Source organism: Paraburkholderia sediminicola (assembly GCF_046026895.1).
GTDB lineage: Bacteria > Pseudomonadota > Gammaproteobacteria > Burkholderiales > Burkholderiaceae > Paraburkholderia > Paraburkholderia sediminicola_C.
This window is the reverse complement of sequence record NZ_JAQQEU010000099.1, coordinates 1-20517: the sequence shown is the minus strand read 5'-3', so window position 1 is coordinate 20517 and position 20517 is coordinate 1. Positions and strand designations below refer to the sequence as shown.

22 protein-coding genes are annotated in these 20517 nt (G+C 62.8%); 10 read left to right on the top strand and 12 right to left on the bottom strand.

Annotation, left to right across the window (positions count from 1 at the left end; all coding sequences use genetic code 11):
- Positions 1-197: 197 nt before the first annotated feature.
- The 9 genes from PQR02_RS36035 to PQR02_RS35995 form a co-directional block, all read right to left on the bottom strand.
- Positions 198-482 carry a hypothetical protein gene (locus PQR02_RS36035; RefSeq protein WP_408242653.1) on the bottom strand — a complete coding sequence of 95 codons (285 nt, stop codon included), beginning with the start codon at positions 480-482 and terminating at the stop codon, positions 198-200.
- On the bottom strand, positions 482-865 hold the full coding sequence (locus PQR02_RS36030) for a hypothetical protein (RefSeq protein WP_408242652.1): 384 nt from the start codon (positions 863-865) through the stop codon (positions 482-484). The genes PQR02_RS36035 and PQR02_RS36030 overlap by 1 nt, the downstream gene beginning before the upstream one ends.
- 190 nt (positions 866-1055) lie before the next feature.
- The gene (locus PQR02_RS36025) at positions 1056-2273 is read right to left on the bottom strand and encodes a hypothetical protein (RefSeq protein WP_408242651.1); all 1218 of its coding nucleotides are present in this window, start codon (positions 2271-2273) and stop codon (positions 1056-1058) included.
- Positions 2270-3262: a hypothetical protein gene (locus PQR02_RS36020; RefSeq protein WP_408242650.1), complete on the bottom strand. Its 993-nt coding sequence runs from the start codon at positions 3260-3262 to the stop codon at positions 2270-2272. Before PQR02_RS36020 ends, PQR02_RS36025 begins: the two co-directional genes overlap by 4 nt.
- Positions 3263-3308: 46 nt before the next feature.
- The gene (locus PQR02_RS36015) at positions 3309-3629 is read right to left on the bottom strand and encodes a type II toxin-antitoxin system RelE/ParE family toxin (RefSeq protein ID WP_408242649.1); all 321 of its coding nucleotides are present in this window, start codon (positions 3627-3629) and stop codon (positions 3309-3311) included.
- Positions 3626-3895 carry a type II toxin-antitoxin system ParD family antitoxin gene (locus PQR02_RS36010; RefSeq protein WP_088176933.1) on the bottom strand — a complete coding sequence of 90 codons (270 nt, stop codon included), beginning with the start codon at positions 3893-3895 and terminating at the stop codon, positions 3626-3628. The genes PQR02_RS36015 and PQR02_RS36010 overlap by 4 nt, the downstream gene beginning before the upstream one ends.
- A 294-nt stretch (positions 3896-4189) precedes the next feature.
- A complete protein-coding gene (locus tag PQR02_RS36005) occupies positions 4190-4510 on the bottom strand; it encodes an SET domain-containing protein (protein WP_408242654.1) in 321 nt (106 codons plus the stop codon).
- A gap of 117 nt (positions 4511-4627) precedes the next feature.
- A complete protein-coding gene (locus PQR02_RS36000) occupies positions 4628-4972 on the bottom strand; it encodes a hypothetical protein (RefSeq protein ID WP_408242648.1) in 345 nt (114 codons plus the stop codon).
- Positions 4973-5007: 35 nt separating this feature from the next.
- A complete protein-coding gene (locus PQR02_RS35995; RefSeq protein WP_408242647.1) occupies positions 5008-6042 on the bottom strand; it encodes a DNA-binding protein in 1035 nt (344 codons plus the stop codon).
- Positions 6043-6209: 167 nt separating this feature from the next.
- Between PQR02_RS35995 and PQR02_RS35990 the strand changes: the two genes are divergently transcribed.
- The 4 genes from PQR02_RS35990 (at position 6210) to PQR02_RS35975 (ending at position 9935) form a co-directional block, all read left to right on the top strand.
- Positions 6210-7385: a tyrosine-type recombinase/integrase gene (locus tag PQR02_RS35990; RefSeq protein ID WP_408242646.1), complete on the top strand. Its 1176-nt coding sequence runs from the start codon at positions 6210-6212 to the stop codon at positions 7383-7385.
- Positions 7386-7546: 161 nt separating this feature from the next.
- Positions 7547-7789: a DUF1488 family protein gene (locus PQR02_RS35985; protein WP_408242645.1), complete on the top strand. Its 243-nt coding sequence runs from the start codon at positions 7547-7549 to the stop codon at positions 7787-7789.
- A gap of 706 nt (positions 7790-8495) precedes the next feature.
- Positions 8496-9635, top strand: a complete 1140-nt coding sequence (moaA, locus tag PQR02_RS35980; RefSeq protein ID WP_408242644.1) for a GTP 3',8-cyclase MoaA — start codon at positions 8496-8498, stop codon at positions 9633-9635.
- Between the two features lie 33 nt (positions 9636-9668).
- Positions 9669-9935: a MoaD/ThiS family protein gene (locus tag PQR02_RS35975; RefSeq protein ID WP_408242643.1), complete on the top strand. Its 267-nt coding sequence runs from the start codon at positions 9669-9671 to the stop codon at positions 9933-9935.
- Positions 9936-10196: 261 nt separating this feature from the next.
- Here the strand turns inward: PQR02_RS35975 and PQR02_RS35970 are convergent, their stop codons facing one another.
- The gene (locus PQR02_RS35970; RefSeq protein WP_408242642.1) at positions 10197-11624 is read right to left on the bottom strand and encodes an aminotransferase-like domain-containing protein; all 1428 of its coding nucleotides are present in this window, start codon (positions 11622-11624) and stop codon (positions 10197-10199) included.
- A gap of 255 nt (positions 11625-11879) precedes the next feature.
- Between PQR02_RS35970 and PQR02_RS35965 the strand changes: the two genes are divergently transcribed.
- The 6 genes from PQR02_RS35965 (at position 11880) to PQR02_RS35940 (ending at position 19753) form a co-directional block, all read left to right on the top strand.
- Entirely contained in the window at positions 11880-14207 is a 2328-nt protein-coding gene (locus PQR02_RS35965; protein WP_408242641.1) for an FdhF/YdeP family oxidoreductase, read from the top strand.
- 76 nt (positions 14208-14283) lie between these two features.
- A complete protein-coding gene (locus tag PQR02_RS35960) occupies positions 14284-15681 on the top strand; it encodes a cytochrome ubiquinol oxidase subunit I (RefSeq protein ID WP_408242640.1) in 1398 nt (465 codons plus the stop codon).
- A gap of 45 nt (positions 15682-15726) precedes the next feature.
- Positions 15727-16713, top strand: a complete 987-nt coding sequence (locus PQR02_RS35955; protein WP_408242639.1) for a cytochrome d ubiquinol oxidase subunit II — start codon at positions 15727-15729, stop codon at positions 16711-16713.
- Between the two features lie 36 nt (positions 16714-16749).
- Positions 16750-17670: a bestrophin family protein gene (locus PQR02_RS35950; protein WP_408242638.1), complete on the top strand. Its 921-nt coding sequence runs from the start codon at positions 16750-16752 to the stop codon at positions 17668-17670.
- Positions 17671-17825: 155 nt separating this feature from the next.
- Complete coding sequence (fdhD, locus tag PQR02_RS35945) at positions 17826-18725, top strand: formate dehydrogenase accessory sulfurtransferase FdhD (protein ID WP_408242637.1); 900 nt, start codon at positions 17826-17828, stop codon at positions 18723-18725.
- 467 nt (positions 18726-19192) lie between these two features.
- Positions 19193-19753 carry a DUF4337 domain-containing protein gene (locus PQR02_RS35940; protein WP_408242636.1) on the top strand — a complete coding sequence of 187 codons (561 nt, stop codon included), beginning with the start codon at positions 19193-19195 and terminating at the stop codon, positions 19751-19753.
- 309 nt (positions 19754-20062) lie between these two features.
- Here PQR02_RS35940 and PQR02_RS35935 read toward each other — a convergent pair whose 3' ends face one another.
- Entirely contained in the window at positions 20063-20263 is a 201-nt protein-coding gene (locus PQR02_RS35935; RefSeq protein ID WP_408242635.1) for a hypothetical protein, read from the bottom strand.
- A partial coding sequence (locus PQR02_RS35930) for a transposase (RefSeq protein WP_408242634.1) occupies positions 20260-20517 on the bottom strand: 258 nt, incomplete at its 5' end. The genes PQR02_RS35930 and PQR02_RS35935, both read right to left, overlap by 4 nt.

The following is a 20517-nucleotide window of genomic DNA, read 5'->3' as shown; positions in this document are numbered from 1 at the left end:
TTTCCGTGAGGCAACACGCCGGACAAGATGAATGTCGCTACACCGGACGTAGTCATTGTCGCCGCCCAGACGTCGCCCACCCAGACGGTCGTCATGTCCATTCGTTCGTACCCTATTCACCGCCACGTGTGCAGAGGCCCGGCAACTTTTCGCGCGATCCGTCATCGCTACAGTTGCGGCCCTCTCGGCGGAACCGCTCAGTTCGTTTTTCTTGCCCGCCGCTCGCTGCGCCGCCCTTCCGCACGCGTCACGACGTCCTCCAGAGATTGCACGTGTACTGGCGTAGTACGACCAAAGCGCTTGTGATAACAATGCGCGATAAATTCCGGCAGGGGGCGCTTCCACGGTTCCTGCCCGTTAGCCAGTGACCCGAATTTTCGGGGATTCAATCCCAGTTCGCGCGCCATCTGGATATGAGCATGGCTCAATCTGAAACGCTGCCTCGCTTCAAACCACGGCTGAAGTTTCGATGATATCGGCATCAGTGTTCACCTCTGCGCCAGCTTGCGGCGGTCAACCGCTCCGCCGCCGCGTAATAACGCGCCTGCGAAGTCGCAGCATCGTCGTTCTGATCCGTCTTCAAAATATCCAGCAGATGCTCCGCGACGACTGAGCCGATCGCGTGAATAGCATCGTGTCGCGTAAGCCCTTCTTTCCCGAGGCGATGCATCGCGCGGACCACGGGCTCAAGGTTCAGCGCGATCTGGTTTTCGACGATCGCGTGTAGTGCAGCGTGTGCCCTGACGTTGGGAAGCTTGATCCGGGCGACCCGGTGATACGTTTCGATGAGAGCAATTCGCCCCTGTTCGTCGAGTTCGAGCCATGATTCAGGTTCGGGCGCACACCCGGGGTTGTACTCATCCATGATGCAAGTCCTGTGCTGACTTCTGCCTGTCGTAAAACTGCCATTTCCAGCCGCGTTGCGCTTCGGTTCAGTCATCGGCGGCAAAACGGGCGCCCGTCCCACGCGACCGGGAGGGACCCGTTGATGACAACACGCCGGGGCTCGGGCCGTGCAAAAACCGTCCATCCCGTGACCGGGATGCATCGAGACGTTATGCGACCCAATGATGCGCCAGCACCGTAGCGACGAACGAATGCCCCGGAATGGCCGCAAACTGCTCCCGCAGACGTCTGTTGAGCTGGTCACGTTCCATGCCGGAAGCAAGGGCCGCATCCGCCAGCGCGCCGTAGGCATCCAGCACATCGCTCCCCGTGATTTCGTAACCGAAGCCTGCGGCCATCCAGTGCAGCGCTGCCGTGCCACAGGCCACCGCGAATTCAGGCTTGCGCTGCACGAAATCGCGTGCGGCTCGCGTCAGGGTTCGCGGGTCGGTGGGGCCGCGCATCGCGAGCGACGCCGCCAGATCGAGCAGGCCGGCGTCCTTCGCGGCGACGAACCATTTCCCCTCGGCGCCGGGACTGCTCGCCATCAGATCGTGGAGGATGATGTCCGGGCTCCGGTCCGGATATTTTTTCGCGATGGCACGGAATGTCGCGAGATGCGTGGTGGCCTGATTGGCCTCGATCGCGTAGCGCCGATAGGCCTCGTCCATCATGCCCGACGACAGAAGGATCGCTTCGCATTTGCAGGCGATGGCGGCAGTGGGCGCGTTCAGCCCCCTCGACGCTTCCGCGTAACGCAGTGCTTCAGCCGAACGATTTAATGCGATCAGTGCATCCACCCCGTACTGGCGATACCCCCACCAGTTCAGGCGCGCGCCATTCACGAGAGCAAGTAGTTCCTCATGGCGGCGGGCGGCATTCAGAGCGCTGAGGCAGGCGGTGGTACCCGCGAAATGCTCGCCCGGACCTTCAGCGCCCATCACGCGCGCTGTCACCGGCAACAACCTGTCTGCCCATAAGGACGCGATGTCGGGCGACGTACACAGGTCACCCCAGCGATCGCCCAGCTGTTCGATATACGGCATCGGGTCATCCTGGAGCGCGTCAAACAGGCGTTCCAGCCAACGCATCCGGACCGGAGCGGGCACGTCCACCCCGGCAATGACCGGCACAAGCGAGTCGATTGCGCGATTCACGGCGGTGCCAATTGCGCCCGACGAGCTGTCTACGTGTTCAAGCGCGGGCGAAAGCTTTTCGAGCAAAGCGACCGCACCGTCCGCGGCGAGAACAGGATCGGCACGGGCGATCTGCCGGATCTCCGCCAGCGCTTCTTTCAGACGCTGGATCGGCAACGCGGATTTCCAGCCGAAGGCGCCACGCCTGAACCGCGTGGCGAACGCCCATTTGTGAGAGGTTGTGCGTGTCATGCTCCGGGGTGCCAGCTCAGCGCGTCTTCATATAGGCGGCGTACAGCGCCGTGTTGAGCGCCTGCAGTTCGCGCCGGGTTTCCAGCAGTTCGTGGTGCCGGCCCTGACGCTCCAGACCGAGTAACTCGAGCATCACCTTCGCCGCCCGCTCGGGCGCATTGGGTCGCGAAGGCTCTGCCTGTTTGAACAGCGGCGCGAGGCCAGCCTTTTCCGAGAGTAACCCACGCCGGAAACCATGCGAGATCGTCAGTGTCGCCGGCGCCGTCGAACGACGTATCGAAGTTGCGCCGCAACGTATTGACGCACGCATCGCCAAGCCGGCTCAAAAGCTGGTCAAACCGGGATGGCGAAAGCCACGCAAGCTCCACCACCAATGGCCAGGCCGCCTCCAGGCCATCGAGCCGGTAACGTGCCTCCGTCATCCAGCAAAGCGGCGCTGGAATCCGTCGCCAGGACGCGATGCGCGATGTCGCATCGGAGGCCCCGGCCCACCGCGCAGCAAGCAGGAAGAGCGGCGCCGCGTGCGCATCCGCGTGGTCCGCACGGAAAGGCAGCGCAGCGGCGCGCCCGGCCAGTTCTGCCCAGAGCGGTGCGAGCCAGGTCGCCCCGCCCTGCCTCGGGAACACATGCGCGACTGCGGGCTGGACTTCATGAGATAGCGCCTGGCGAGCCTGCAGGGCGGCTTCGTGACGGTCAAACGGTACCGTCGATCGACCCTCGAGAGCATTGACGATCGAACCGAAATACACCTGGGCGACATCGTCCGGATACTCGTTCGCAAGGGCCTGCAGCGCGCGCCGCGCGCCCGCGGCATCGTACCGCTGCAACGCTGACAGGACGTCATTGCGCAGCATCACGTCGCGGCTGTCGTTGAAAATGTCGAGCTGCATCCGTCGGATCCAGAACAGTTGTTCAGTCAGGCTGACGAGATTAATCCATTTGACCGTGCTTCTCAATTTCCTGTCGTGCTCATCGACTGACTCGACCATTGCGCGCCGAACCGTTCGCGTCGGTGACCACGGTGGGGGGACGTCATCAGTGGTCGTGTTCCGTCGGGTCCGCGAAAGACGGTTCCCAGGCCTGTCCGCCGTAGAACACGCCAACGATTGACACCACCTCAGGATCCACAAGGTAAGCAATCACGGCACGCTGCCGGTAGTGGGTCACGCGCAGGCCAGGCAACAGATCGTCGCGCGGGACGCCGCGCTCAGGGAACGTCTGCAGGCGCAGGCAGAAACTCATGATGGCGTCGACATATTGGGCCGCCGTGACGGGAGAACCCGCTTCACTGATGAACCGTTCTATGTCTTCAAGCTGGTTCAGCGCTTCCGGGGCAAACTGCACCCGGTAGTTCATGCGGCGCCCGAGCGCTTCTTCGCCAGGTGAGCGCGCACCTGCTCGGGCGTGAGCGCGCGCGCGGGCTCCGCGCGCAACGCTTCGGCCGCAGGCACCACCTCGTCGCGCAGCCAGGCCTCGATGGCCCTGTCGCGAGCCGCGAGGGTGCGTAGCCCGTCGCGGATCACCTCGCTTTCAGAAGCATATTCGCCGCTGGCGACCTTGGTGCGGATGAGCTCGGCCATCTCGTTGGGCAGGGTAATGCTGAACTGCTGTGTGGTACGCATGGCGCTCTCAAGGGCTGACAGGATTTAATCCTACTCCGTCGACGGGGGGCTGGCAAGGCGTGCCGGCCTTGCACAGATGACGATAGCAGCTGCGCGCGACGGGACGGGACGGGACGGGACGGGACGACGCACAGCTTGACGGATCTTCCTTCGGCGAACCATTTCGAAGGAAAAGCTGGATGCGTCTGTCAGGGGCGCGCTTGTTATCCGCTCGCCGGGGCCAGCATCGATCCGCTACACCTCTTCGCCCCACAGCGACAGGCATAGTCAGCGATCAGTTCGGGCGTAATCGCGTCATCGATAGTAAGTCCATAGGCGATACAAAGCTCGTCGCCCGGCATCACGTCTTTGAGCGTCTCGATGAAAACCCGTCCCCCCCCGTCCCCCCCCGTCCTCGATCGCCTCACAGTTCGGCTTGCAGGAATGGTTCAACCAGCGGGCGCTGTTGCCCCCAACGCTGCCGTCGATCACACGCCCGTCAGCCAGTCCGAAAATGAACGTGTGGCCGTGCATTCCGGACCGCCGGTGCCGGGCAGAGGCCCGCCGCCACGACGTCACCTCCCCGCGGTATTCGAGGATCCGCTGGCCGGCTGGAATCGCCTGTAGCGCGAACACGCCCCGCCCATGAACCGATGATTTTCTGACCGTCACGCGCCGCACTTCGTCACTCCTGATCCGTTGAGGGTGGGAACATAGCGAGCGGCGCGCTGCGCGGCAACCGGGGCCGTCCCGTCAGAACAACTTGGTCTGTCGGGGATCGCGCGCCGGTGGTCGGGATACATCGGTCCGGCGGGCACGCCGATTCCCACCACCAACCCGCTGTAGCCGCGCGAGCATGAGGCATTCGCCTGCGCCATCGCTGAAGCGCAGCTCGAACACGCCGGTTTGGCCGCACGGACATGGCGCCGTTGCACGGAACGACAGGCGCAGCCCCCGTCGTTTCGCGCGGGCAATCATCTGCGTGCGACTCATGCCGTGCCAGCAATCCGACATGAAGCGCGTCACGGTCCCAGGCAGGGACTCATGCGCGGCGCCCTGTGGAAGCGTCAGTCCGGCGAGCAGGTAGATATCAGCCATGCAGCCCATTTCCCTGGTGGCAAGTACCTTAGCGTTTATACCGCTTTTTTGCGACGCGTTGCTGGTTTGGCGGTCGGCACGGCGCGGGACGAACGGATAGATCGTGATGTCTTCCGGACTGCAGCAGGGGCGCCCGACTGCATGGCTTCCCGCGCACGCGTTTCCGCTTCCCGCAGCGCCATCATCTCCGCCTGCAGCCGCCGGTTCTCCGCCTGAACGGCATCCAGCCGCCCCTGCAGCACGCCCGCCTGATGACGTACGTCGCCCAGTTGCGCCTGCATGGTTTCAGATGCACGGCGGTGGTCGTCGTCCTTCCGGTCCGCCCGGCGTGTGGCGTCGTCGAGCTCCTTCTGCAGCTTCGTTGCGGTATTTCGCTCGCGGTCAATCTCCAGCAGGGCGCGCTTCTCGGTCGCACGGAGCCGATCTGCCGCGCGTTCAGCCGCTTCACGCTGCTTTTCCAGGTCGCGCGAAAACCCTTCCCTCACCGCCTCAAGTTCGCGATCGCGCGCAGCCAGCGCCGCACTGACGCGGGCCAGCTCTCCCTCGAGCGCCTGGCGCTGCGCATGCCCTTCCGCCTGCGCCCTGTCCAATTCGCGGACTTCGACCTGCGCAGCGAGTAGCGCGGCGGTGCGCTGCTCGAGCGCCGTCTCGACGCGAGCCAGTTCGTCGCGGGCGGCGACGACCGCCTGCTGCGCCTGCGCGCGCTGCGCCCCGACCTCGTCGCGCAGCGCGTCGAGCGCGGTCCCGGCTGATGCGGTCGCGCGGGTCCAGAGGGTGGCGACCAGTTCGCCGGCGGCCGCGCCGAGATCGGCCGGCAGATCAGGATGCTCGATGCGCACCCGGCTCTTGTCGCGCAGTTCGGTCCAGAACTCCCCCAGCACCTGCGTGGGCGTGCTCATGCTCCCCCGCTTGACCAGCTGGTACAGCCGGTTGGCGGTCGGCGTGATGCCGTGACGGAAGAACAGCAGCGCGCAGACCTCGCGGTAGAGCTCGCGCGTCTTCGGAAATTCGGCCTTCAGCCGGTCGATTTCGGCGGCAAGGCGGACTTCATCGGGTTGAATGTCGGGCATCGAGGCCGGTTTTAATATATTCAATGAATAGTACAACGTAAACCATCTAATACCTTATTCAACTAAGCCATAATTTTGACATTAATCCTATAATGTTGAAATTCAACAGCGGGAGTGCGACCATATCGCGTGACACCCGGATCCCGCCCGCACCTGTCCCAAGGCCCATGAAAACCGCCCTGATTGCACCGCGCCCCCTCGACGTGCTTCAGCTGCCCCCCGGTCTCGACGGCCGCGACGGCACGAACCGCGCGCGCGGACACGCGCAGATCGCTGCTCGCGACGACCTGGCTGCGGTGCGCGCATGGCTCGCGCGGGTCGCCGACAGGAAAACGACCTTCGAGAATTACCGCAAGGAAGCTGAACGGCTGCTGCTGTGGGCGATCGTGCAACTGGGCAAGCCGCTGTCGTCGCTCACGCACGAGGACCTGCAGCTATTCCGGCAATTCCTGAAAGACCCACAGCCGCACGCGCGCTGGGTCGCCGACGACGGACGCAAATATCCGCGCCATGACCCGCGCTGGCGACCGTTCTACAGGACGCTGCGGCCGAGCAGCCAGTACCAGGCCATGGTGATCATCAACGCACTGTTCGCATGGCTGGTCGAAGCCGGCTATCTGGCCGGCAACCCGCTATCGCTGTCGCGCCAGCGCGCGCGCCGTTCAAAGCCACGCATCACACGCTATCTCGACCGTGAGTTGTGGCAGGAAGTGAAGCTCCATATCGACAGCCTGCCGAAAGATTCGCCGCGCGAGCGGGAGCGCTACCTGCGCGCGCGGTGGCTGTTCACGCTGCTCTATCTCGGTGGCCTGCGCATCTCGGAGGCGGGCGGCAACACGATGGGCGGCTTCTTCTGCCGGCGCGATGCCGACGGTCACGAGCGCTGGTGGCTCGAAGTGCTGGGCAAGGGCGACAAGGAGGGGCTCGTGCCCGCCTCAGCGGAAATGATGGTGGAGCTTGGCCGTTACCGGCGCGAGCGCGGCCTGTCCGTCCTGCCCGCCAGGCACGAGGACACCCCACTCGTGCTGCCGCTGGGCAAATCCATGAAGCCGCTGACGCGCGCGGCGCTACACGCCATTGTCAAGGATATTTTTGCAGGTGCCGCCGGGCGACTCCGGCTGCGCGGCGACGGGTTCGCGGGGCAGGCGGATGTGCTCGAACAGGCCTCCGCGCACTGGCTGCGCCACACCGCCGGATCGCATATGGCCGACGGCGGCACCGATCTGCGGACCGTGCGCGACAACCTGCGTCATGCGTCGCTGACGAGCACCAATCCCTACCTGCACACATCTGACGACCAACGCCATCGCGAGACGGAAGAAAAGCACCGCATCGACGGGTGACGACGGGGCACACCTGTGTGTCGACCCGCGCCTCGCCGCGGGCGCCCGCGGACAGCCCGGTACTCCGGTACCCAGACCTGCGTCACGTATGCAAAAATCCTGTCCAGACTGCCGATAGCTTTGTCCCTGACCGCCATGGAAGCCGTTGAAGTCAAACCCAAGTGCTCGCAAACCGCCGCGGCGTGGCGTTCGACATCTCACGCCAGAGCAGCGCGGCAGAATGCGTGATCTCGATCGCGACACTCGAAGTCCATTTCTGGCCTGAACCGGGGGCCAGCGAGGCCCGGATCGTGAAGTGCTTCCGGGATGGGTACGCCCGCATTCGGGCGATGGCGGAACGGAAGCTGCTTGCGCACCCGGCACCGCACATCGAGTTGACACCTGACGACTTCGCCCGCCGCTGACTGCCGCGGGCTGTCGGCACCGGCTGACCGTTTCCACGGCGCCTTCGCTGTCTGTGAGCCGGAGGCAACCGGCGCAAACGCTCCGGTATTTCTCGCCTCGTCATGCAGCGATGCTGCCGTCGAATTGACAGGCAAGTTGACCGAGTGCGCCAGTTGATGCAGGCGGCAACGCAATGGCCGGTAATTTGTCTCGACCCGAACCACGAACGCCTCTTGTCGACCCTAAACCGCCCTTCAAGCATGTACCTAATCAACGGCAGCTTCCAAGGTACAACGGCCGTTCATGGCTTCTAGCCAGTCCGCAACTTCTCGGCCGGCAACCGACGAGTAGTCGAGCGAACCGCTGCTTTGACCTCAAATAACCGCAGTGAACACCCCCCAAAGAGACGGCCGACGTTACGGAAAGCGGCCATCGAACGAATGTATCAAGCTGGTAAAACCGATCAGCGCCAAGGAGTTGCTGCATAACGCATGGACTGCGTTCGAGCGACTTGCAGGCGCGATTCGCGGCAATAAAACATGCATATGTTCGCGCCGGGCGGCGTCGTCTCCGCGGTGATGTCGTGTTGTGCTCCTGCAATGGGCGAACGACTGTACTCGTTCGGTGCGCTGGTTTCGCCCTATCCTTTGCCGCATGAATCGGTCGAGCGGCCGGAATTCGGCGCCGCACCGCATGCCGCGCATGCGGAAACAACCACGCTTTGCCATGAAGCACACAGAGGTCGACGTGAGCAACATCCACTACGCATTACGCAGCGCCCATGGAGCACATCCCATCGCGTCGGGAGAAGCCGAATCGACGCCACTGCTGTCCGAATGCACGGACAAACTGGGGCGACCCCTAAAAGACTTGCGGCTGTCGGTCATCGATCAGTGCAACTTCCGCTGCACGTATTGCATGCCGAAGGAAGTGTTCACGAAGGACTATCCGTTCCTTCGTTCGGCATCGCGTCTTTCGTTCGACCAGATGACATTCCTGGCCAAGGCGTTCGTCAGGCTCGGCGTCGATAAAATCCGCATTACGGGTGGCGAACCGCTGCTGCGCAAGAATCTCGAATTGCTGATCGACAGACTTGCTTGCCTTCGTACGCCCGAAGGCAAGGACGTCGAAATCGCGCTCACGACGAATGGTTCGTTGCTTGCAGCAAAGGCCCGCTCGCTGCGCGATGCCGGTCTGCGGCGCGTGACCGTCAGTCTCGACAGTCTCGACGATGCCATATTTCAAAGGATGAACGACGTCCGCTTCCCGGTTGCGCGGGTCCTGGAAGGCATTCACGCGGCAGCGGCGGCAGGCCTGTCACCGGTAAAAGTCAACACCGTTGTCGAGAGGGGCGTGAACGAGAGCCAGATCTTGCCGATCGCCCGGTACTTTCGAAACACGGGCGTCGTCGTCCGCTTTATCGAGTTCATGGACGTTGGCGGTGCCGCGTCGTGGGCAAGAAAAAACGTTTTCACCTCCGACGATGCACGGCGCCTGATAGAAAGCGAGTTCGCACTTCAACCTCTGCTCACGCAACGGGCGAACGACACCGCACGCAACTTCGAGTATGCGGACGGTGCCGGAAGCGTCGGATTCATCTCCAGCGTGTCACAGCCGTTTTGTGGAGACTGCACGCGCGCGCGCGTCTCCTCCGACGGCAAGATGTTCACGTGCCTGTTCGCAACGGGATCGCTCGATGTCAAGCCGTGGCTCGGCGAAGCCCTTGCGCCTGAAGCCCTTGCGCGCGAAATCCTCGCCCGCTGGCGAGACCGTGACGACCGATATTCGGAACTGCGCGGCGTGTGCGCGCGAGTCGGTTCAAAGAAGGTCTATCCGACCGTGCGCATGTCCCTCGTGGGGGGCTAGGCGGCATCCAGACACATTGCTTAGGCGTCGAACATGAAGATTGAAGTCAAGTATTTCGCAAGCATCCGCGAAGCAACCGGACAGACGCACGAAATGGTCACGCTAAACGCGGGCGCGAGCGCTACCCCGACCGTGGACAGCTTGCGCACGCTGCTGGCGCAACGCAGTTCGGGGCTTCGCGAAGCGCTCGCAACGGGGCGTCCCGTTCGAGCGGCGGTCGATCATGTGATGCGCGCGGGAAGTTTCGAACTGGCGGACGGTTGTGAAGTGGCATTCTTTCCGCCGGTGACGGGCGGCTGATATCGACTCGCCTCATACGCGGGTACCGATCGAAGTATCCGTTAGCGCCTAACGCACGCTCGGGTTCGTGAACAGTGCCGCGACCCTTGTCCTCGGCGCATACCTCCTATCGCGCGCCAAACAGAATGACGGCACATGATCCCCGATACGATCGCGCAGCGGATCAGGCACGACCGGACCTCATCTGGAGCTGCACCGACGCTCAGGCCAGCCGCGTCGACTTGACAGCGCCGGCATAAGGCCGCGCGCACATGTCGACGCTTAGCGCATGCACACGCCGACGAGCTTGCCGACTGTGATCAGCGCCTTTTCGATTTCCGGCGACCACGTATAGCTGTAATTGAGCCGGATGAAATTGCGATAGCTGTTCGTCGTGGAGAACATATAGCCCGGCCCGATCGTAATGCCTTGTTCCAGCGCGAGCTGGTAGAGCTTCATCGAGTCCACGTCTGGCGGCAGCTCGACCCACAGCACGTACCCACCCATTGGGTGCGACGTGCGCGTGCCTTCGGGGAAAAACCGCCTGACGGTCGCGGCCATGAGGTTCGCTTGCTGCGCATACACCTTGCGTACGCGGCGCAAGTGATGCTCGTAGCCGTCCTTCTCCAGGTATTCGGCGATCGCGAGCTGCTGGATTGACGGCGTCGTCAGTGTGTTGAGGAACTTGAGCTTTTCGACCTGGTCCCGGTAACGACCCGGGATCGCCCAACCAATCCGGTACGCGGACGTCAGGCTCTTTGTAAACGATGCGCAGTGCAGTACCAGCCCTTTCGTATCGTACAACTTGAGGGGAGTGGGATGCGCGTTGCCGAAGTACAGTTCGTTGTAGACGTCGTTTTCGATAGCCGGCACGTCGTGCCGCTCCAGCAGATCGACCAGCTCGCGCTTTCTCTCGTCCGGCATCTGGAACCCGAGGGGATTCTGGAAATTCGGCATGACCATGCACGCGGCGATCCGGCGCGTGTCGAGAAGCCGGGACAGCGCGCCAATATCGATTCCTTCATGAGGATGCGTCGCGACTTCGATCGCGCGCATCCCCATCCGCTCGATCGCGTGCAGCATCGCGTAGAACGTCGGCGACTCGACGGCCACCGTATCACCCGGTTTCCCGACCGCCTGTAAGCAGAGGTTGATGGCCTCGGTTGCGCCGAGCGTCACCACAATCTCGTTGGGATCCACCGACAGGCCGTTCTCAAGGTACCGGCGCGCGATTTGTCGGATCAATTGCGGGTTGCCCGGCGGCAGTTCGTCGGTCACGCCCCATTGCGTCTTGCGGCGCGCAATGTTGTACGCGTAGCGGTTGATCCTGTCGAACGGGAACAGCTTCGGGTCGGGGTAAGGCGAGCCCAGCGGCGTTGCCGACTCGGCGCCGATCGAGCGCAGCGTCGACAGCACGAGCCGGCTCACGTCCACCTGCGCGGACACCGCGATCGGCTTCGAAGTGAGCAGCTCATTCGCAGCCTCGTTGCCTGCGCTGGCCGGCGTGAGACGAACGAAATACCCGGATTGCGGGCGGCTTTCGATGATGCCCTTGCTTTCGAGCAGCAAATACGCGTGGATCACCGTCGTCATGCTGAGCTTGTGATGCTGGCTCGTCTGCCTGACCGACGGGATGCGATCGCCGTGGCGAAACACGCCGCGCCGGACCTGGCCTTCGATGTCCTTCGCCAACCTCTCGTATAACTTCACCGACTCTCTCCAGTTGGCCCGACGTTCCATTCCAGCGCGGGCTGCGTCGCGACCTCCCGTTTAGCGGTCAACTGTACTCTTCCAGGGCACAGTTTCCGGGGCACGGCGTCGTACCTGAACTGTACTCTTTTCATCACCACAAATTTGTGCGCTCTGCGCATGGTCGAAGACTCTTAACCTTCAGTCACTGCACGCGCCACGCGATACGCCCGACTCCAGGACGCAAGCAAAGCGTAAAGTCTACGGAGTGACGTCATGGAAAAATCCAAGCCGCAGGGTCGCATCGAGCCCTATCATCACCCGGCCGCCGGCTGGGGCGCACTGAAGTACGTTGCCATCAACCTGATCAAGGAGAAGGTTGCAGGCGGCAACTACAAGACCCTTTTCAAGCAGAATCAGCCTGACGGTTTCGATTGTCCCGGCTGTGCGTGGCCCGACCGCCAACATACTTCGACCTTCGAGTTCTGCGAGAACGGTGTGAAAGCGGTTGCCGCTGAGGCAACCAGCAAGCGCGCGACGCCCGCGTTCTTCGACGAGTACACGGTCGGAACGCTGATGAAGCAGACCGATTACGAACTCGAACAGCATGGCCGGTTGAGCGACCCGATGGTCTATAACGCGCTCTCCGACAAGTACCAGCCGATCTCCTGGGACGGCGCGTTCCGGCTCATCGCGAAGCACCTGAATTCGCTCGGCAACCCGGACCAGGCAGCGTTCTACACGTCGGGCCGCGCGAGCAACGAAGCCGCGTTCCTGTATCAGCTGTTTGTGCGCATGTACGGCACCAACAATTTCCCGGATTGCTCGAACATGTGTCACGAGGCGACGAGCCGCGGCCTGCCCACCACGGTGGGCATCGGCAAGGGCACGGTCACGCTTGACGATTTCGAACTCGCCGATACGCTGCTGATCTTCGGCCAGAATCCCGCGACGAACCACCCGCGCATGCTCGGCGAGCTGCGCGAATGCGCCAGACGCGGTGCCACCATCGTGTCGATCAATCCGTTGCGCGAACGCGGGCTCGAGCGTTTCTCAAGTCCCCAGCACCCCGTGGAAATGCTGACGATGTCGAGCACGAAAATCGCCTCGACCTTCATCCAGCCGAAACTTGCCGGCGATTTCGCTCTACTCAAAGGCGTCGCGAAGCGCGTGCTCGAACTCGATGACGAGGCGCGCGCGCAGGGCACCGAGCGCGTTCTCGACGTGCCGTTCATCGAGCAGCACACGTCCGGCTTCGAAGCCTTCGCAACCGATCTGCGCGCCGCCAGCTGGACCGCACTCGAAGCCGAATCGGGTGTGCCCCGCGAAGACATCGAAGGCCTCGCGTGCATCTACGTCAACGGCAAGCGCGTGATCGCAACCTGGGGCATGGGCCTCACGCAGCACAAGAACTCGGTTGCGACCGTGCACATGCTGTCGAACCTGATGATGATGCGCGGCAACATCGGTCGTGAAGGCGCGGGCCTGTGCCCGGTTCGCGGCCACTCGAACGTGCAGGGCAACCGCACGGTCGGCATCGAAGAGCAGCCGTCGCAGGCATTCCTCGACCGCCTCGGCAAGGTGTTCGATTTCGAGCCGCCGCGCGAGCACGGCTACGACGTCGTCGAAACGATCGAAGCGATGCTCGAAGGCCATGTGAAGGTGTTCCTCGGCCTCGGCGGCAACTTCTCGATCGCGACGCCGGACACGCCGCGCACATGGGATGCGCTGCGCGCCTGCGACCTGACCGTCCATATCACCACCAAGCTCAACCGCAGCCATCTCGTGCACGGCAAGGACGCGCTCATCCTGCCGACCCTCGGTCGCACCGAAATCGACATCCAGGGCGGCGTGTCGCAAGGCGTGACTGTCGAAGACTCGATGAGCATGGTCCACGTCTCCTACGGCATGAACATCCCGGCATCGAAGAACCTGATGTCGGAACCCGCGATCGTCGCGCACATTGCGAACGCGACGCTCGGAAGCTCGAAAGTCGACTGGCTCGGCTACGCAAAAGATTATGCGCGCGTGCGGGACGCGATCGAGAGCGTTCTCGACGACTTCGAACGCTACAACGAACGGATCGCCCATCCGGGCGGCTTTCGCCTGCGCGTCGCCTCCCGCGAGCGCGACTGGCAGACCCCTACCGGCAAGGCAAACTTCGTCGTCCATCAGATCGAGGAGGACACCCCGATCCGCCGCGCGAAGAAGCTGCACGGCGAACGCGTGATGACGCTGATGACGACCCGTTCGCACGACCAGTACAACACCACGATCTACGCGCTCGACGACCGCTACCGCGGCGTGTTCGGGCAACGCCGTGTCGTGTTCGTGAACCCCAGGGACCTGGAAATGCTCGGCTTCAAAGCAGGCGATTGGGTCGACATGACGACCGTGTGGGACGACGGCATCGAACGGCGGGCCGACTCGTTCCTGCTCGTCGAGTACGACATTCCGCGTGGCTGCATCGGGTCGTACTACCCGGAGACGAACCCGCTCGTCCCGCTCTCGAGCGTCGGCGACGTGTGCAACACGCCGACCTCGAAGTCGGTCCCGGTGCTGCTGCACCGGTCCACGCCGCCGGCCGTAAGCGCCGCAGCGTGAGGCCACCGCCCCATGAATTAAGCAGCGCGCCGGCCGGCGCGCTCACCTGATTTCCACTTTACCCCTGGTGACCGACATGCCACTCGAAGCCTTACATCTCGCGCGCGGCCAGTTCGCAATGACCGCCATCTTCCACATCCTGTGGCCGATTCTCACGATCAGTCTGTCGGCCTTTCTGCTCGTCGTCGAAATTCTTTGGGTGCGCACGAGTGAGGTCGTGTGGTATCGCCATGCGCGCTTCTGGAGCAAGCTGCTTGTTCTGAATTTTGCCGTCGGCGTCGTGAGCGGCATTCCGATGGAATTTCAGTTCGGCACCAACTGGGGGCCGTTTTCGCAATTCACTGGCCAGTTCGTCGGCAACATCCTCGGCTTCGAGGGCGCGATGGCCTTCATGCTCGAGGCGGGCTTCGTCGGCATCATGATGCTCGGCTGGGGGCGCGTGCCGAAGGGCGTGCATCTGTTCGCCACCTCGATGGTCGCCCTCGGATCGTCGATCTCCGCGTTCTGGATCATGGTCACCAACTCGTGGATGCAGACGCCGGCCGGCGTCGCGGTCGTCGACGGCAAAGTCGTCGTGACCGACTATGTGAAGGCCATCTTCAACCCGGACATGGTCTGGGGCGTGTCGCACATGTGGTTCGCCGCGCTCGAAACCGGCCTCGTGGTGGTCGCCGGCCTTTCAGCCTACTACCTGCTGAAGCGCCGCAACCCCGAGTTCTTCGTGCGTTCGTTCAAGCTCGCGCTGGTGTTGCTCGTGTTCATCGCGCCGGTGCAAATCTGGCTCGGGGACTCGAGCGGCGTCGACGTCTTCGCAACCCAGCCCGCCAAGGGCGCGGCGATCGAAGGTCACTGGGAAACCAACGCCCCCGGCACTGGCGCTTCCTGGTCGCTGCTCGCATGGCCCGATAAGGCGAAACAACGCAACGACTGGTCGATCGAAGTCCCCGGCCTCCTGAGCGTCCTCGGTACGCACAGCCTGCATGGTCAGGTTAAGGGCCTCGCGGACATTCCGGTCGCCGACCAGCCGCCGCTGCTGCCGCTCCTCTATTACACGTTCCGCGCGATGGCGGGCATCGGCTTCCTCTTCATGGTCCTTGCTTTCTGGACGGCATTTGCATTGCGCAAGGCGCGCGGCCGCCTCGATGCGCTGCTCGCGCAACGCAAGCTGCTGCTCGCATGGGTGCTGGCCATTCCGCTGCCGTATATCGCGGTCGAATGCGGCTGGATCGTGCGCGAAGTCGGTCGCCAGCCATGGGTTGTGTACGGATTGCTCCGCACCGAACACGCGGCCTCCGCCATCTCTCCCATTGCGATTACCGGCAGCATGGTGATGTTCGCCGTCTTCTACGTGATTCTGCTCTCGTCGTTCTTCTACTTCGCGCGCCGCTGGCTGAAGAACGGACCCGACGTCACGCTGCAGCCCGCGGCTGAGCTGTCGCATCAGTCCGTCGCGCACGCCACGGTCGAACACTAAGCCGACAACGCCTCCGTTCAAGTTCATCGAGAAAGGTTACCGAACATGAATCCAGTCACTACTGAAAGTTTGCTAAGCCATACGTGGTTTGGCCTGATCGGGCTGATGCTCGTGCTCTATGTGATCACCGACGGCTTCGACCTCGGTGTCGGCATCCTGAGTCTCTTCCGTTCGAAGGAATCCGACCGAAACCTGATGATCCAGTCGATCGGGCACGTCTGGGACGCCAACGAAACGTGGCTCGTCGTGCTCGGGGGCGCCCTCTTCGGCGCATTCCCGGCTGCGTACGCGATGTTGCTGTCTGACCTGTACGTGCCTGTGATGGTGCTGATCGCGAGCCTGATCATGCGCGGCGCCGCGATCGAATTCCGTCACGCCGCGACCGGCACGCGACCCATATGGGACCGCGTGTTCGGCGTCGGCAGCCTGCTTACCGCGGGGTGCCAGGGTGTAATTCTCGGCAAGGTCATCACCGGCATGTTGCCGGGCGGCCTTCACGCGGGATTCGTCGCGATGACCGCAATCGGCGTCGTCTCAGGCTATGCGCTGCTAGGCGCAACGTGGCTCGTGAAGAAGACCAATGGCCGGCTGCAAGCGGCCGCACGGCGCTACTCGATGATCGCGGTCGTCACAACCGTTGCCGCCGCCATCGTGATCTCGATCGGCACGCTGATAGTGAGCCCGATCGGCGCCGAGCGTTGGGCGCAAGCCGGCGTGCTCCATGTGCTGATCGCTCTCGCGATCGTCGCGGCGCTGGCGTTCTGCTACGTGCTCTATTCGGTGTATATGAGCGGCGAGCACGGGCCGTTCAATGCGTCGATGGTCCTGTTCGTCGCATCGTTCGCCGGCCTCGCTGTCAGCCTCTTCCCGGATATCGTGCCGGGACAGTTGAGCATCGCGTCTGCCGCGTCGAACAGCACGACGCTGATCTTCATGCTGATCGGCATCGGCACCGTGATGCCGATCATGATCGGCTACAACCTGTACCAGTACCACCTGTTCCGCGGCAAGGTCATTCCGGTCCACCATTGATCGATAGCCTTACACCGCCAGACACTGGAGCGCGAAGTGATCGTCCGGCCCCCGCATAACTGGTTCCGCATGCTGTTCGTGTGGAACGGATCGGTACTTCAATCGATCATTCCGCAACTGGCCGTCCTCGCGCTGGTGGGGGTACTGGCGGTCATCGCCCACGGGTACAGGTTCGGTGCGAATATTCCGCTCAACACCACGCCGTTCACGCTGTGCGGTGTGGCGCTCACGATCTTCCTCGCATTTCGGAACAACGCGAGCTACGACCGTTTCTGGGAGGCCCGGCGCCTGTGGGGGAATATCCTCATCTCGGCGCGCAATTTGACGTCGCAAGCGCTTTGCTACGTTCCGGACGATGCGCGGGAAATCGGCCGGACCGAGTTCGTGCGCGGGCTCATCGGCTTCGTCTATGCACTCAAGCATCAACTGCGCAAGACCGATCCGACGCCCGATCTTCTGCGTTACATCGGCGCCGAGGGAGCCCGTGTGCTGCGGGCAAAACACTATCGTCCCACGGCGCTCCTGAACGAGGTCCGGCATACGGTGAGCAGGTTGCAGCGGCGCGGGGCGATCTCCGACACGCAGGGGTGGATGTTCGACAACCAGCTAAACGAACTGGGAACGATGGTCGGCGGCTGCGAGCGAATCGCGTCGACGCCGATCCCCTACCCGTACGGCGTGCTACTTCATCGCACCGTGTACGCCTACTGCCTGCTGCTGCCGTTCGGCCTGGTCGATTCGATCGGCACCGCAACCCCGCTCATCTCCGTGTTCGTGTCGTACACGCTGATTGCGCTCGAGGCGATCGCAAGCGAAGTATCCGAACCCTTCGGCCTTGCGCCGAACAACCTGGCGCTCGACGCGATGACCCGCAATATCGAGCGCTCGCTGCTCGAACTTTGCGACGAAGCGCTTCCTGCCGAAGCGAAGCCGGACCGGCGCTACCGACTGACGTAAGTGCGGGCTGCATCGTGCGGCCGCCATTCTGTAGCTTGCCGATGCGGCCCGCTTCGTAGCCTCCGGTCGCTCACCGCTTGCCTACGATGCTTCATACGGAACGCGGGCCGGCTCAAGCGCGACGCCCCGCACTCCACTGCCCCGAAGGAGAAAAGATGTCCTGCGATCTAGCCAACGAACATACAGGAAGCGTTTCGCGCCCGATCGTTCGCCGCCGGCGAGGCGTGTCGACGGTTGTGACGGATCGAGTCGTCGAGGAATTCCCGGTTGCGCTTGTCTTCAACGGCATTTCGCACGCGGTCATGATGGCGACCCCGCTCGATCTCGAAGCGTTCGCGGTGGGCTTTGCGCTGACCGAAGGCATCGTCGAGCGCGCCGCCGACATCTACGATCTCGAAGTCTTCATGCACGCCGACAGCGCAGAGGTGCAGCTGACGATTGCACAACCGGCGTTCCAGCAATTAAAGGGCAAGCGGCGCGCCCTCGCCGGCCGTACCGGCTGCGGCGTATGCGGGATCGAAAGCATCGAATTGCTGGATCTGCAACCGCAGAAGATCGCACGTCGAAACGGTGCCGCCGACGTATCGCCTTCGGCGATCGAATCAGCCGCACGCGAACTACCGGACCGGCAGATCCTCATGCGCGAGACAGGAGGAATCCACGCTGCGGCATGGTGCAAGCCCGACGGCTCCATCGTCGAAGTGTTCGAGGACGTGGGTCGCCACAACGCGCTCGACAAGCTGATCGGCGGTCTCGCTCTCCGCCAGGAAGACATGGAGGACGGCTTCGTCTTTCTGTCGAGCCGGGCGAGCTACGAGCTGGTGCGCAAGACGGCACGAATGAACATTGCATTGCTTGCCACGATATCGGCGCCGACCTCGCTCGCGATCGCCATCGCTCAACGTGCCCGCATGCGTCTCTTGAGCTTCTGCCGGCAAGACGGCTTTGTCGAGTACACGGCGAACGACCCTCCGGGTCCAGTGCGCCAACCTGCATCGACGGCAACCGTTCGCACGGATGCAGCACGCCAACGGACCGAACCCAGCCCCCTATGACAATGGCTTCTGCCCAGCGGGGCCCAGGCTTGTGACTGGCGCAGAATGACCGGCCTCGGCTTAATCCGAACTTCCGGGATGGCCGACGAGGCGACAGCCAGCGTGGCGAATGAAGGGCCGCTTCGCCGATAGACCGACGTTCGAATGCGTGTCCAATTGCGCGGGCGAACGGCCCAGTCTGGCCGTGTGTTGCCGGACGCATCGGACCTACCTCGACCGCATCTAATGACGTTCGTCAGTCTCGCGTCGGCCGGCAGAGGATCGGCCATACCTTGGCGTTGCACTCGACACCTGTCGATGGCCAACCGGGGCAACGGGAAACAGGTCAGGTGAGACGTTGCGCCGCAGTGCGTATGGGACGGCCAGGATCTATGCTTATCCCGTCTCCTCCATGTACTTCCTCGGCATATGGATTCGGCCCGCCAGCTCAGGCGGGCCTTTTTTTATTTCAAAACGGAGAGTAAAACGTGTCGCACGAACATGCCCCCCATGAAGAAACCATCGAACACGCAGCGCGTGCAGGCGATCCTCTATCACGTTGGGTAGCCGTTTTCACTGCGATTCTTGCTGCCATCGCGGGTCTTTTGCATTATGAAGAGGGGGTGCTGCAGACGCAGGCCTTATTATTCAAGAACGAGGCCGTGCTGCTGCAAAGCAAGACCAGCGATGAATGGAATCTTTACCAGGCCGAATCCAGTAAAGGTCACATGATGGAGATCGCTGCCGGGTTATCCGGGCCCGAAAAGCAGGGGTACTATCGCGATCAGATCAGCAAGTACGAGAACCGAAAGAAAGATATTTCAGCGAAGGCGCATGAGATGGAACAGCAGGTAGCCGAAGCAAACCTGCAATCGGGGTACAAGGAGCATCCGCAGCACATGTTTGGTCAGGCGCTCGCGCTAATCAATGTGGCTATTTCGCTAGCTGCGGTTACGTCGTTGACAGGCAGTCGAAAGCTCTTCGTCCTGGCGGCCTGCTCAGGAGCTGTGGGCATCGGCGTGTCTATCGCTGCCTTTTTGCACATATGATTCGGCTTTCCACGTCTGTCGCGCCCGCAAGAGGCATGGCGGTGTGATTGAAAAACACAACGGCAAGCATAGTTGGAATGCAGGTAGCGGATTTGTCGGTAGCGGCTGTTCGCGACAACGCGGGGGGGGACGCTCCCACGAACGGCGGCTTTCGTTAAGCGTTGTTCGATGCCTGCCCTTGTCCGCAGCCCATGAGTGCACGGCGACGCATGCGGGCAGGCGTTGGACAAGGCTCGAGGGAGGAAACCGCGGAGTGAACCGATGCGGCCGGAACCTTGAGCGGCTATGGGGAATAAAGCAAGCTCACCGTCAGCCTTGCCACCGGATGCTGAAGCGAACCTGGGTCGGGATGGTGTCGAAGGCGGTTTCGAAGGTGTCGCCCGAAATGATGTGACGACGCCGCGAGCGGCGCCAGGGGCTGCCTGGAGCGGCAGACGCGAGTGTCTCCTGCTGGCGCTCGTTGCCGAAGAGCCGACGGTCGGAATGAAGATCCTGGTCATTTACGCTCATACGCTGCCTCGGAATGCCGGCGGCGCGCGAATCGGATGGGTGCGCGGGAAGATCTCGATGATGATCATCGGGGCGCCGCAGTGTTTGCAGACAAAGGTCGGCGCTCTGGTATCCGCAGAGGTGTCATCGCTGGCGTCAGTGACTGCTGGGGCGTGCAGCAACGCACGTATGCTCGCCAAGTTCTGCCGTCGCACCGGATTGGCAAGCAGCCCATAGTGACGGATGCGATGAAACCCACCTGGCAGCACGTGCAG

Excerpts from the sequence above, each read along its gene's own strand:
- PQR02_RS36035 (WP_408242653.1), bottom strand. The coding sequence starts at position 482 with ATGCCGATATCATCGAAACTTCAGCCGTGGTTTGAAGCGAGGCAGCGT.
- PQR02_RS36030 (WP_408242652.1), bottom strand. The coding sequence starts at position 865 with ATGGATGAGTACAACCCCGGGTGTGCGCCCGAACCTGAATCATGGCTC.
- PQR02_RS36025 (WP_408242651.1), bottom strand. The coding sequence starts at position 2,273 with ATGACACGCACAACCTCTCACAAATGGGCGTTCGCCACGCGGTTCAGG.
- PQR02_RS36020 (WP_408242650.1), bottom strand. The coding sequence starts at position 3,262 with ATGGTCGAGTCAGTCGATGAGCACGACAGGAAATTGAGAAGCACGGTC.
- PQR02_RS36015 (WP_408242649.1), bottom strand. The coding sequence starts at position 3,629 with ATGAACTACCGGGTGCAGTTTGCCCCGGAAGCGCTGAACCAGCTTGAA.
- PQR02_RS36010 (WP_088176933.1), bottom strand. The coding sequence starts at position 3,895 with ATGCGTACCACACAGCAGTTCAGCATTACCCTGCCCAACGAGATGGCC.
- PQR02_RS36000 (WP_408242648.1), bottom strand. The coding sequence starts at position 4,972 with ATGGCTGATATCTACCTGCTCGCCGGACTGACGCTTCCACAGGGCGCC.
- PQR02_RS35995 (WP_408242647.1), bottom strand. The coding sequence starts at position 6,042 with ATGCCCGACATTCAACCCGATGAAGTCCGCCTTGCCGCCGAAATCGAC.
- PQR02_RS35990 (WP_408242646.1), top strand. The coding sequence starts at position 6,210 with ATGAAAACCGCCCTGATTGCACCGCGCCCCCTCGACGTGCTTCAGCTG.
- moaA (WP_408242644.1), top strand. The coding sequence starts at position 8,496 with ATGAAGCACACAGAGGTCGACGTGAGCAACATCCACTACGCATTACGC.
- PQR02_RS35975 (WP_408242643.1), top strand. The coding sequence starts at position 9,669 with ATGAAGATTGAAGTCAAGTATTTCGCAAGCATCCGCGAAGCAACCGGA.
- PQR02_RS35965 (WP_408242641.1), top strand. The coding sequence starts at position 11,880 with ATGGAAAAATCCAAGCCGCAGGGTCGCATCGAGCCCTATCATCACCCG.
- PQR02_RS35960 (WP_408242640.1), top strand. The coding sequence starts at position 14,284 with ATGCCACTCGAAGCCTTACATCTCGCGCGCGGCCAGTTCGCAATGACC.
- PQR02_RS35955 (WP_408242639.1), top strand. The coding sequence starts at position 15,727 with ATGAATCCAGTCACTACTGAAAGTTTGCTAAGCCATACGTGGTTTGGC.
- fdhD (WP_408242637.1), top strand. The coding sequence starts at position 17,826 with ATGTCCTGCGATCTAGCCAACGAACATACAGGAAGCGTTTCGCGCCCG.
- PQR02_RS35935 (WP_408242635.1), bottom strand. The coding sequence starts at position 20,263 with ATGAGCGTAAATGACCAGGATCTTCATTCCGACCGTCGGCTCTTCGGC.